Source organism: Niallia sp. FSL W8-1348, assembly GCF_038006745.1.
GTDB classification, from domain to species: domain Bacteria; phylum Bacillota; class Bacilli; order Bacillales; family Cytobacillaceae; genus Niallia; species Niallia alba.
In genome coordinates, this window is record NZ_JBBOVV010000001.1 from 3,196,318 (window position 1) to 3,209,694 (window position 13,377).

At 35.1% G+C, this 13,377-nt stretch carries 11 protein-coding genes; 10 read left to right on the forward strand and 1 reads right to left on the reverse strand.

Features of this window, described 5'->3' with window-relative positions:
• The first annotated feature begins 6 nt into the window (after positions 1-6).
• From NST60_RS15125 to NST60_RS15170, 10 genes are all read left to right on the forward strand, one after another.
• Entirely contained in the window at positions 7-933 is a 927-nt protein-coding gene (locus NST60_RS15125) for a carbohydrate ABC transporter permease (protein ID WP_212118510.1), read from the forward strand.
• A gap of 216 nt (positions 934-1,149) precedes the next feature.
• A complete protein-coding gene (locus NST60_RS15130) occupies positions 1,150-2,778 on the forward strand; it encodes a sugar ABC transporter substrate-binding protein (protein ID WP_224427430.1) in 1,629 nt (542 codons plus the stop codon).
• A 364-nt stretch (positions 2,779-3,142) separates the two neighbouring features.
• Positions 3,143-5,476 carry a glycoside hydrolase family 2 TIM barrel-domain containing protein gene (locus NST60_RS15135; protein ID WP_341099248.1) on the forward strand — a complete coding sequence of 778 codons (2,334 nt, stop codon included), beginning with the start codon at positions 3,143-3,145 and terminating at the stop codon, positions 5,474-5,476.
• A gap of 266 nt (positions 5,477-5,742) precedes the next feature.
• Complete coding sequence (locus NST60_RS15140; RefSeq protein ID WP_205835666.1) at positions 5,743-6,669, forward strand: ABC transporter permease; 927 nt, start codon at positions 5,743-5,745, stop codon at positions 6,667-6,669.
• Positions 6,647-7,609 (forward strand): carbohydrate ABC transporter permease, encoded by a 963-nt coding sequence (locus tag NST60_RS15145; protein ID WP_445304400.1) that lies wholly within the window; start codon positions 6,647-6,649, stop codon positions 7,607-7,609. Before NST60_RS15140 ends, NST60_RS15145 begins: the two co-directional genes overlap by 23 nt.
• 25 nt (positions 7,610-7,634) lie before the next feature.
• Positions 7,635-9,101, forward strand: coding sequence for an ABC transporter substrate-binding protein (locus tag NST60_RS15150; protein ID WP_169189204.1), 1,467 nt, complete (start codon positions 7,635-7,637; stop codon positions 9,099-9,101).
• Between the two features lie 71 nt (positions 9,102-9,172).
• Positions 9,173-9,787: a YesL family protein gene (locus NST60_RS15155; protein ID WP_169189203.1), complete on the forward strand. Its 615-nt coding sequence runs from the start codon at positions 9,173-9,175 to the stop codon at positions 9,785-9,787.
• A 12-nt stretch (positions 9,788-9,799) separates the two neighbouring features.
• The gene (locus NST60_RS15160) at positions 9,800-10,132 is read left to right on the forward strand and encodes a hypothetical protein (RefSeq protein WP_341099250.1); all 333 of its coding nucleotides are present in this window, start codon (positions 9,800-9,802) and stop codon (positions 10,130-10,132) included.
• Positions 10,133-10,319: 187 nt separating this feature from the next.
• Positions 10,320-11,489: a sensor histidine kinase gene (locus tag NST60_RS15165; RefSeq protein WP_169189201.1), complete on the forward strand. Its 1,170-nt coding sequence runs from the start codon at positions 10,320-10,322 to the stop codon at positions 11,487-11,489.
• A gap of 15 nt (positions 11,490-11,504) precedes the next feature.
• Positions 11,505-12,995 carry a response regulator transcription factor gene (locus NST60_RS15170; RefSeq protein ID WP_169189200.1) on the forward strand — a complete coding sequence of 497 codons (1,491 nt, stop codon included), beginning with the start codon at positions 11,505-11,507 and terminating at the stop codon, positions 12,993-12,995.
• 189 nt (positions 12,996-13,184) lie between these two features.
• Here the strand turns inward: NST60_RS15170 and NST60_RS15175 are convergent, their stop codons facing one another.
• Entirely contained in the window at positions 13,185-13,337 is a 153-nt protein-coding gene (locus NST60_RS15175; RefSeq protein ID WP_169189199.1) for a hypothetical protein, read from the reverse strand.
• Positions 13,338-13,377: the final 40 nt, after the last annotated feature.

A 13,377-nucleotide genomic window follows, 5' to 3' on the forward strand; every position in this document is an offset into this window, starting at 1 on the left:
GATGTCATGAAAACAAATCCGAATATAACGGAGTTAAATCCAAAAGTTTTTCGTCAAAAAAATCAAAAGCCAAAAGAAAACAGAGTCTTCAATATCGTGAATATCATCTTTTTATCGCTATTTACTATTGTTATCATCTATCCAATCTGGAATATTGTTGTTAAATCATTTAGTAGTCCAGATACCCTTTATCAAGTCGGATTAAAACTATGGCCAGAGGATTTCTCCATTATAAACTATAAACTCGTATTCAATGACCCTACTATTTGGAATGCGTTTATGATTTCCATTCTAAAGACAGTGATAGGAGTTTTTACACATGTGCTTTTAACAGCAATGGTTGCCTACGGTATGAGTAAACAAAATCTGATTGGGCGAAATTTTTACACCATTTTAGGTGTGGGAACAATGTTTTTTAGCGGTGGGATGATTCCAACCTATTTATTAATGAGATCCCTTGGATTGCTTGATAGCTTTTGGGTTTATATTATCCCATCACTATTTAGCTACTATGACATGCTGATTTTGATGAACTTTTTCCGTGAGATTCCTCATTCGCTAGAAGAATCAGCAAAAATGGACGGTGCTGGTGTATGGACCATCTTTATGCGAATAGTCCTACCGCTTTCCACGCCTGTGTTAGCAACAATTGCCTTATTTAATGGTGTGTTTCAATGGAACGATTATATGACAGCAAAATTATATATTAGCAATGAAGCCTTGTATCCAATTCAAATGAAACTATATGAGATTATCGTTCAAACTCAAGCTGCTGCCAATATGCAAACGGCAACTTCTGTGGTCATCCCCACAACCTCAGAGTCAATACAATTAGCTACGATTGTGATTGCGACGGTACCAATTGTCCTTGTTTATCCTTTTTTGCAGAAATATTTCTTGTCAGGAATGATGATTGGGGCAGTGAAAGAATAGGATAGGGAAGTTTTTCTCTAAAGTATGAAGGAGGTGGTTTTTTCAGAAAAAACGATCATATTTTATTTACAATAATTTAGGTAGAGGATTTTAAGGGAGAAATGATTTAGTCTAAATAAATAGAATGTTATTCACAATAGTGGGACAGATAAGAACTAGTATTTGTCACAGAGATAATCTACTTTTATAAATACCAATTATAGGGGAGGCTTTATCATGAATAAATCAATCTATCGGATAAGTTTGGTTTTCTTATTAGCTATTTCGTTAATATTCACGGGCTGTAGCAATACTTCGAAAAAGACAGAGGCAAATTTAGATGAAGAGGCAAGATATACAATCGATGAGAATACCCCAGCATGGAAATTAGATAAACAAGAAAATACCGAGTTAACTTGGTATGTGAATGCAGAATGGTGGAACAAAGATTACGGCAATGATACGATTACGAAAAAATTAAAAGAAGATCTTAACCTTGATATTAAGTTTTTAACCGGGGATGATACGAAACTAAATACATATTTCTCTGGTGGTGACTTACCAGATATCGTAACTATTTTTGGCGGGAATACAAAGGCTGCATTAGATGCAGAATCTTGGGCGCTCCCATTAAATAAATTAGCAGATAAATATGATCCCTATTTTTATAAAGTAGCACAACAGCAAACATTGGATTGGTATAAATTAGATGACGGAAACACATATGGCTATCCTAGTTATTCAAATACACAAGAGCATTATGAAAGCGGAGCAATCCCAGGTAATGATGCATTTATCATTAGACAGGATGTATATAAAGCAATTGGCAGCCCAGATATGTTCACACCAGATACGTTTTTAGCTGCTTTAGACAAAATAAAGAAACAATTCCCTGATTTAGTTCCTTTTGGCTTTAAAGGATTCTCTGCTGCTGGGGATGCTGGCTCTTTAGGTGCTTCATTCCAAAATCATATTGGCGTTCCAATTACGACAAGTGATGGAAAATGGAATGACAGAAATCTAGATGAAGACTATTTAACTTGGATTAAAGCATTTAATGAAGCGTATAAGCTTGGTTATTTAAATGATGATACTTTTTCAGATGATGGTCCATTATTCGAGGAAAAAGTTTCTAATGGAAAATACGCGACAATTATGGCAAGTGGGGTAGCGCAGCTTTACACTTTTCTACAAAAAAATCTAGCTGCACATCCTGATCAAAAATATATTGCTATCGACGGTCCAAAAAGTACAGTAGGAAACGAACCAACCTTGACTCAATCTGGAATCTCTGGTTGGTCCGTAACTTATATTTCGAAAAAAGTAAAAGACCCACAAAAGGCGATTCAGTTGTATACGTATTTATTAAGTGAAGAAGGGCAGTATTTAACAACATTTGGGGTGGAAGACGAGACATTTGAATTTAATGAAGATGGCAAAGCAACCTTATTACCAGAGGTAGCGAAATTGCAACAAGATAACCCAGATGAATATAAAACAAAGTATCGTTTAGGAGAGTTCTGGTTCTTCGGGCATGATACATTTAAAGTCCAGCATGGGGAAGTGGAGCCGCTAGAGTCTACGGAACAGATTCAAGCTTGGGGAACTCCATACTTAAAACCGCAGTTCGTTATTGAAAATATAGATCCAGATCAAGGAACAGCAGAAGCAAGATCTTTAACAAATATTAATTCCCAATGGGCAACTACATTAGCAACCTTATTAAGAGTAAAAAATGACGAACAATTTGATCAAGTTTTAAATGACTATAAGAAATTTTTGGACGGGAATAATTTTGATTCGATTGTAAAAGTCCGTAATGAAAAGATGGAAAAAAATATTGAAAAGCTTGGTTTAAATAAATAGATAAAAATTTGGAAGAATGAAAGGAGTATCTCTCCTTACAGACTGTAGACAAACCCCTGAATTTTAGATATAGAGGTTTGTCTATAGTATATTTATTAGTCCCTTTGAATAGGGATGTTGCTTTCCGCTCCAGGGGTTCGCTTTCCGTGGGGCTCGCGCTGAGCCTCCTCAGCTTTGCCTCCGGGGTCTCAGACTGTCTCGCTAATCCCACAGGAGTCTCACCCCTTCCACTCCAAGCAACGCATGAAAATTCAATGTAAGTTTCTAAAATCTTTTTGTCGACAAACTGAAAGGAGTATCTCTCCTTATTCTTCCTTTTTAATAGGCATATCAACTAAAAGAATAGAATGGCTGGTGATGAGGAGTGTCAAAGATAGCAATACAAGAAAAAGAAAAGAATATTGGTAGTTTAGCAGCTTCCATGCTATTAAAGGAGATAGATGGAAAAACCATTGCTTTTCAAAATAAAATTCCGTATCCATCCTTTGAACCACAAAATAGATTAGTATTGTCTCTTGCAGGCTTGTGGAAGAAAAAGCGCTTTGAAGCAGATCATGATTGGTCTTTATCCTATCGTGACGCTAAGTGGATCCAGAAGACGGAAGAGGAGGCACAAGGGATTACGAAGTCAGAGTTTGATGATCAAAAGTGGGAAAACCATCCTTTACCATTACCGGAGAACAAGTTAACGGGAAAAGAAGAAAAGGGAGGGGCAGAAACATACGAAAATGGTGTTTGGTATCGTAAAACCTTTGAAATAGATGCTGATTGGGAGGGCAAAAGTATTACACTAAAATGCTTAGCTGTTTCCTATGTTAGTGATTTCTGGATCAATGGAAAGTATGTTGGCAACCATGAGGGCGGCTATACTCCCTTTGCATTTGATGTTACTGCCTTTATTAAAAGTGGCGTTAATACGATTACTATCCGAGTAGATAATCCACCTTGGACAACAAGAGTAGATACTGTTCCTGCACAAAATAATGATTTTTTCAACTATACGGGTGTTATTCATGATTTATATCTAGAGGCAACAGAAGGAATCCATGTAGCAAGAGCAGACATTGTCCCGAAAAATTTGCAGGGCGACGTAGAAATTTCGGTAACATTAGAAAATCGTTTGAAACAGGAAGTAGAGGTAATTTTAAAGGGGGAGCTGTTTGATACAGATTATCGAACAGAAAGCTGGTTAACTAGTCCTTCTGCTGAAAGTATCTGTAATCAATCGGTTGTAGTGTCAGGGTTGGAAGAAACGAAAGTAGTACTGGAGGAAAAGGGAACAAAAATCATTACCTATCATGTCAACATAGAAAATCCGAAGCTTTGGAACATCAGAGAACCCAATTTATATGTTCTCACCGTAGAACTATCATCTAATCAGAAAAAAATAGACCGATTTGCGACTCAGTTCGGGATTCGTACACTGGAAGCAAAAAATGCTAACATCCTTTTAAATGATCATCCCGTGTTTTTAGCAGGTGTTGCTAGACATGAGGAATGGCCGGATTATGGTAGGACAGCATCTTGGAATCGCATCAAAGATGATTTATTAAAAATTGCCGATTTGCAAGTTAATCTAATCAGAACTGCCCATTATCCTAACCATATTTATACCTTTCTACTTCTTGATCGAATAGGCTTGCCTTCGATGAGTGAGATTCCACTCTGGCAGTTTGAAACAAGCCATTATCAAGCACAGGAAACGAGAAAAATATCTTATCAAATGTGGAGAGAAATGGTTTTTTCTAATTATAATAGACCTTCGATTATGCTGTGGAGTACACAGAATGAATCAAGTGATGTTCTTTATCGAAAAGCATATAATGAAAAATTAGTGAAGGAGTTAAAGGAAACATATAACGATGGGCGACTAATTACACAAAGTGCAGCGGCAGATCAACCTGGCTATGAAGATGCTTCAATGGAACCGCTCGATGTAGCAGGCTGGACGATGTATTTTGGCATTTTCCATGGCAGTACCCCATATGAAGGGACCCGTAACTTTATTGAGCAAGCACATGCCAAATGGCCAGATAAGCCCATCATAAACACGGAATATGGGATTTGGAGTAACGCGGATGATAGTTTCCTTGAGAAACAAGTAGAAATATATAAGGATGTCCAATATGCCTTGCTTGAAAAGGCAACTGTTTATCCACAAGGACTTCTAAATCAAGATGGCTATATGGCAGGTATTGATTATTGGACAGCATTTGACTGGTATGTCAATCATAATAATTTCTATCAAACGATGGGAATGTATCGAATGGACCGTAAAACAACGAAGCCATTGTATGAAGAATTCGTGAGGGATCATACAAGATTAACGGAAAAGACAAGCGGTATAGGGATAAAAGGTTCTTCTGTAAAGCCAACTGCTTTAAAAGGGATAAGTGATGAAGAAGAAAAGGGAAGTGTAATTTGGACTTTACAGCAGCCGGTTGACCTTTCAGAAAATCATTATTTAGTTATTAGAGTATTAGATAAAGAGAATGAAGATGGCTTTGATATTGAAATAAGAAATGAAGAAGGAAAAAGGTCTTCTTATCGCACATATGGAGTGAAAGTTAATCAAATGTTTGATGTCTATATTCCTCTTTGGATAATGGAGCAATCCGTCATTTCCCAGGCAACTTCCATAAAGTGCAGCTTTGAAAAAAATCGTAGTCTCGAGATTTTTGAAATGTATAAACTTTAGACCTACGAATAGGGCTTTAAGGTAATGTTGAAATGGAACGCTTAAGACTTTTTGTCTTAAGCGTTTTTGCGATGGTAAAGCGAAATACTAAACTCATTCAGATGTTAAAATAAAAGATACTTGAATCTAATGCATAGTACAACCACAAAAACATATAATTCGTTTATTTTTTCCTATAATTTGTTTATTGGTTATGATTCTCTCCCATATTATAATTTATCCATACTTGAGAAAGCGTTTTCTAAAGAGAGGGGGGAGATGGAAAAATGGCCATGTTAAGAAATTTGTGGAGAAATAAGGCGTTTTTATTCATGGCATTGCCAGGCACCATTTGGCTTATCTTATTTTTCTATATACCAGTATTCGGTAATATTGTAGCATTTAAAAATTTTCACTATTCCAGCGGCGGATTTTTTCAAAGTTTACGAGAAAGTCCTTGGGTTGGATTGGATAACTTTAAATTTTTATTTTCATCCAATAATGCTTATTTAATTACAAGAAATACAGTCTTATATAATGTGGCCTTTATTGTGTTAGGATTAATTTTTGCTGTTTTCTTGGCTATTGTGCTCAGTGAGTTACGTTCAAAAAGAATGATTAAAATCTATCAAACATCAATGCTATTTCCGTATTTTTTATCATGGGTTATTATCAGTTATTTTGTATTTGCCTTCTTGAGTCCAGATAAAGGGTTAATGAATAGCATCCTCACCCTTTTTGGCGGTGAAGAAATTAATTGGTACAACGAACAAAAATATTGGCCAGTTATCTTGATTATATTAGGAATATGGAAGGGTGTCGGCTATAATAGCGTCATTTATTTTGCAAGCATTATGGGAATCAACTCAGATTATTATGAAGCGGCGATGGTAGATGGAGCATCGAAATGGCAGCAGATTAAAAATATTACGATTCCACAATTAATCCCATTAATTTCAATTTTATCTATTTTGTCTGTCGGAAATATTTTTAGAGCTGATTTTGGATTATTCTATCAAATACCGAGAAACTCTGGTGCTTTATATGAGGTAACAAGTGTATTGGATACTTATATCTATAATGGATTAACGAGTACAGGAGATATCGGGATGACTGCAGCTGCCGGTCTTTATCAATCAGTTGTCGGCTGTATTTTAGTAGTACTAGCTAACTTTATTGTTCGCAAATTTGATGAAGAATCTGCGTTGTTTTGATGAAGGAGGTCCAAATCACACAGTGAAAAAGAAAAAAATAGAGCATGTTCAAGTTCGAACCTTTAATAAAAAAACAAATATCTTTTTTAATATCATGGTAGGGTTGTTTGCATTCTCTTGTATTTTTCCATTCTTATTTGTAATTATTATATCGTTTACTAGTGAAACTTCACTTATAACAAATGGTTATGCATTGTGGCCGAGCGAATGGAGTATTCAAGGATATACGTATTTGGCTGATTTGAAAGACCAAATCATTCAATCATTATTTATTACCGTATTTGTAACTGTTATTGGAACTTTTATTAATGTAGCTTTCACGTCAAGCTATGCCTATGCCATTTCCCGGCCAAATTTTCGATATAAGCGATTTTTTACAATCTTCGCCTTAATTACGATGTTATTTAGCCCTGGGATGGTACCGAGCTATATTGTCATGACCAATATGCTACAGTTAAAAGATACAGTATGGGCCCTCATCCTTCCGATGGCTTTAAGTCCTTTTAACATTATTGTGATGCGCACTTTCTTTAGAAGACAGGTTCCAGAATCGATTATTGAATCTTCCCGTATTGATGGAGCAAGTGAAATGAGGATATTTACACAGATTGTTTTACCATTAGCTGTTCCTGGAATTGCAACAATTAGCTTATTTGCTGCCTTAGGATACTGGAACGATTGGTTTAATGCATTGCTATATATCCAAAGCGATAATCTAGTACCACTTCAATACTTATTAATGAAGATCCAAAGCAATATTGATTTTATGACGCAAAATGCTGGTTTAAGTGGGAATTTATCGGGGGGGTTGGCTGCCATTCCAAAAGAAGCAACTCGAATGGCGATGGTTGTTATTTCTACCCTACCAATTGCGTGCAGCTATCCATTTTTCCAACGTTATTTTGTTAGTGGCTTAACTATTGGCGGTGTAAAAGAGTAGTGTAAATGATAAGGGGGATATGTAAATGAAGATGAAGAAAAAAGTTCCTTTTCTACTTGTGTTAATGTTACTGATTGGCGCTGTGTTAGCAGGTTGTAGTCTTAAAGGGAATTCTACGGTTGATAACAGTTCTAAAGATGGAGTAACAACATTATTAATGTATCAAATTGGAGATAAACCAGAAAATTTCGATGTGTTGATGGAAAATGTCAATAAGAAAACAGAAAAAGAACTTGGTGTTCGTGTTAATTTACAATATATCGGCTGGGGAGACTATGAAAAAAAGATGTCAGTTATCGTATCCTCCGGTGAGAATTATGATATTGCGTATGCAAATAATTATGTAACGAATGCACAAAAAGGTGCTTATGCAGATTTAACGGAGTTATTTCCGAAATATGCGAAAGAAGCATATGACATGCTAGATTCAGCTTACATTGAAGGAAATACAGTAAATGGGAAGCTTTATGCATTCCCGGTAAACGGCAATGTATATGCACAAACGATGTTCTCCTTTAATAAGCAGTATATCGATAAATATAACTTAGATATCTCTAATGTTAAAGCATACAAAGATCTCGGACCTCTATTAAAAGTAATCAAAGAAAACGAAACAGATGTGATGCCATTCTCTGTTGGGCAAGGGTTCCGTGTACTACCTAATATGGATTTTGTATTAGGAAATGGCATGCCTTTTGCAGTCGATTTAAATGGAGATACATCAAAAATTATTAATCAGTATGATAATGAACAAATGAAAGATAACTTAAGAATTATGCATCAATACTATAATGAAGGATATATTGCCAAGGATGCTGCAACAAGCAATACGGAATATCCATTAAATAGTGGTACATGGTTTATTCGTCAAGAAACACAAGGACCGTATGACTATGGTGATACACTATTATCAACAGTTGCGGAGCAGCCAATTGTATCAAAGGCTATTACTGATCCAATTAAGTCAACAGCACAAGCGCAAATGGCAAACTTTGTCGTTTCCAGTAACTCCAAGAATAAAGAAAAAGCAGTGGAGTTCTTAGGGCTTCTAAATTCAGATCCGGACTTATTAAATGGTCTCATTTATGGTGAAGAAGGCAATGCGTGGGAAAAGGTTGGAGAAAACAAAGTGAAATTATTAGATGGTTATAAATCCAATAACCATATGGCAGCTTGGAATACAGGAAATAATAAAATTGTTTATGTTCAAGATTCAATTACAGATGAACAGATTACTCAAAGAGATGAAAATATCGCGAATGCGACAAGCTCTCCAATTCTAGGTTTCACCTTTAATACGGATTCGGTGAAAACAGAAATTACGAATATTTCTAATGTGATGAGCCAATACCTTGATGGATTAAATACTGGAACATTAGATCCAGATAAAGCTATTCCAGAATTAAATGAGAAATTAAAAGGTGCTGGATATGAAAAAGTGCGTGAAGAAATGCAAAAGCAATTTGATGCATTTCAAGCATCTAAAAACTAATCTCGAAAAGGTGCGTTAGCTCTAGTTAACGTGCCTTTTTTCATCATATAATAATAGAAAGGAGAAAAGACATGATCGCATCCCTTTTGACTACTTTTTTTAATCGATTTTATGTGGTATTAAAACTAAATCTTTATTTTTGGCTGCTAACCATAATGGGAGGGATTATTTTTGGCATTGGACCTGCATTTTTGTCGATTGCAAAGCTGTTTTTAGAATTTCGCTGGAACCATCAGGAATTATCATGGAAGAATGTTTTTTCTACTTTTAAGGCTAGCTTTAAAAGAGGAAATTTCTTTTTTGGCGGATTCCTAATATTAGGTGTGATTTTAAGCTATAATCTTTATTTTTCTCTCCAAATCAATCATTTAATATTTCTTATCATTGACTTTTTGCTTATCTTTGCTCTATTTTTAATGGCTATCAGCTTCTTGTTTGCGCTCTTTATTGAGTCACAATATGAAGCGACGGTAAAAGATGTATGGAAACTGTCGTTACTCCTGTCTTTTATGGACTTTTGGACGCTCATTAAACTGGGAGGCTTACTCATCGGCGTTTCTGTTCTTACCTATTATAATCCAGCCTTGATTTTATTCGGAAGTATCTCGCTGTTTATCATACTAGCAAGCTTTATTTCCAACAAACTCTTTGCACGGTTAAGTCAAAAACTCGTATATGTTTCTTAAGGATGATGCTAATTGGGAAGTAAATATTTTATTAATTCGCTATTAAAAACGTACTCAATCATTTTGATTGCTGCTGTTACACTATTTGCATTATTAGTGAGCTATAATACAAGTCAGGATAAACAAAGAACCGCAATAGATTCCGTTGAAAGGGTGGCTAACCAATTAGAAAATATTGTGACATATAATGAGAAAAAATTAGATAAAGTAGTGGCCAATTTAATGGCTAACTCAGAAATGGTTACGAGTATTTATCAGTATTTTGAGTTGGAACCTGCAGCATATTTACAAAAATCGTTAAGTGAGCAAAAAATAATACTTTTCTTTATCTGCCGAGAATTGTAACGGAGATGTACTATATGGATGATGATATTGAATCGGTAAGCATCTCTTTAAATGATTATAAGGAAATCTATTACTCGACGAAGAAAAACAAGGGAGGCAAGAAATATTCCCATGTTCCTATCTAAAAAACCAAGTTGTCTATCAAAAAGCAATAAAGGACCCTAATACATTATCCCAAATCGGAATTGTGTCAATTGTCTTTAATGATAAGGAATTAGAACGGATTTTAAATAATGACAAAGAGAAAACTTCTCTTCAAGTAGCGATTATTTCCGATACGAAAAAACTAGTATACTATCAAGGAAGATACAGACAAGATGCGATGCTTCAAAAAAAAGATAGAAGCAATTTAGAGGAATCATCTATTATTAGTTTAAAGGAATTGGAGAAACAATATTATATTAAAAGCGTGCATACTAGTAACGATTTTGAGGTCCTAGCATTCATTAGTAAAAAGGAAGTATATAAACAATCGATGCAAAGCCTGTTTTTCTTTTTATTTTCTAGTGCCATTTTAGATGGCATTCTACTTTTTGGTCTTCGAAAAACGTTTAAACGATATGTGATTCAAGTAGAAGATATTCTAAAGGGTACCAATCAAGTTTCAACGGGGAATATGGAAGTTCGAATAAAAGAAAACACAAAACAAGGAGAGCTAAAGGATATTTCCCATAGTATTAATCAGATGCTAGATAGTATTAATCGAAATATTGAGGATATCTATAACTTGGAAATAAAACAAAAAGACGCCAATATGAGGGCATTGCAGTCTCAAATAGATCCGCATTTTCTCTATAATACGCTTGAATACATTCGCATGTATGCTGTTAGTGAAGGAGCAGATGAATTATCGAATGTTGTATATGTTTTTGGAAGCTTATTAAGAAATAGCATCACACATGAGAAAGTAGTAACAATCAGGCACGAGCTCGAATTTTGTGAGAAATACGCTTATTTGTATCAAATGAGGTATCGGGATCGAATCGCATACGGGTTTCAGATTGATAAAGAGCTTGGAGACATTAGCATTCCTAAATTTTCAATCCAACCGCTTGTTGAGAATTTTTTTATGCATGGTATTGATCATACAAGGAAAAACAATACAATTAGTGTAAAGGTTGCGAAGCAAGACCAGCATACCTGTATCATAATCAAAGATAATGGAACAGGAGTCGCAAAAGAAAAAATAGAGAATATTAACAAATTATTGAAAACGCCTTCTTCTGAAAATAAGCTAGAGTCCTCTATTGGAATACATAATGTAAACGCAAGATTGCGCTCCTTTTTTGGAGAAACTTACAGTATGACGTTAAAGACGAATCAATTAGGAGGATTAACAATCGAAATCTTGTTTTAAAGGAGAGGATAATCCTTGTATAAAGTTCTGCTTGTTGATGATGAATACATGATCGTAAGAGGTTTGCAAAAGCTCATACCGTGGGAAGAACTTGGATTTGAAATTGTCGGTACGGCTGGTAACGGACAAGAAGCATTGGAATTTGTAAAAAGGCAAAAAGTAGATATCGTAATAACGGATGTAACAATGCCGATTCTTTCTGGGATCGACTTTTTGAAGCAGTCACAAAAAGAGTCGATTTTTTTTCGTTTTATCGTGTTGTCTGGTTATCAAGAATTTGAATATGTAAAAGAAAGTATTCAAATGGGAGCTGAGAATTATTTAATTAAACCAATTAACAAGGAAGAATTAATGGAAACGTTAAAAAAGTGCATCAAGGAATTTGAAGAGGAAAAGCTGAGAATGCAAGGAGAAAAGTTTTTATTTGAACACCTGCTGAAACGTTGGGTTCATGATGACATTGACTATATGGATTTAAAGAAGATGCTGGCAACCTTTGATAGCTATACAGAGACAAGTCAGTTTCAGGTTCTTATCTTTACCTATGAGAAGGAATATCATGACGCTGTCTATCAGCTGCTACAAAAAAGAAAGGACCTGTATTTTTTTCATCATTACGAGGAAGGGCAATGGGTCATTATCTACTTTGGCGAAAGAATGGGGATTGATCGTTTAATAAAATTGATTCAAGTTCTTTATCGTCAAAAAAAGGTTGCCTTTGGCAGAGGGGAAGAAGTAAAGAGGATGGCCGATGTTTCGATTAGTTATGAACATGCGAAGAGTAGCTTATATCTTTGTGCTTTTTACGAACGGCAGCAACTCCTTGCAGATTCGAAAACAATGGCCTTGTTAAATGAAAGTTTACCTAATTTGTCATTCTCAGCGTTTAAAAAAGCGCTAGGGATAAGAAATATAGATACGATCGAAAAAGAAATAAAGCAAATTTTTGCTGGGCTGATGGAAGCTGCTGCTTCTCCAGAATACACCCGCTATATTATCTTTCTGGTGTTTATGGATATTTATCGGGAGCTTGAAATTCAAGATGAATTAATTTATGAAGAGATGGTTGAGAAAATAAATAAAGCAAGTTCCTTTAAGGAGCTTCAAATGTTGATTACAGATCTTATGTATAATTTAAAGTATAAGAAATTCAAAAGGGAATACAGCAGCAATGTGCAAAATGTCCTGCAAATAATTCAAGAAGAGTTTCGAGAAGATTTAACATTAAAGTCTATTGCGGAAAGGCTACACTTAAATGTCATGTATCTAGGCCAGATTTTCAAGAAAGAAACAAATAAAAGCTTTTCCCAATATTTAAATCATTATCGAATAAAGCTAGCACAGAATTTATTACTCCATTCAGAATTGAATATAAATGAAATATCTGAAAAAATTGGCTATATGAGCCCAGGTTATTTTTATAAAAACTTTAAAAAGTATTGTGGGATTTCCCCGAAGGAGTTTAGGGACAGCTATCAGCAATTATTTCAGCCGATTGATGAGTAAGGAAAGAGATGCCATCGCTGTAACTTGTTTAAATTCTTCAGCGATGGAAATGGAAGAGTTAGTGGAAGCTTATCTTCTTCATTTTAAGTGATGATAGATTGAAATTTTTACAGTAAGTATATTATTATATATAAGAAATAAACTAAAAACCAAGGAGCGGTAACTCCTTACGAGTGGTATACTAAATATTTATTTAGAAGACCTATCCTTTTGCTTTGGTCGGCGCGGGGTAGGTTTTCGTTTGTTCTTTTTTCTGCTTGCTAAGCGATTAGCAAAGCCAGCAGAAAGAGTAGTAAAAAAGATTTTTGCCACATCTCTGAGTAAGTCCAATACGAAATCCATTAGTATGTCACCTCCTTTCCCTCTTAATCAGGAAAAGAGT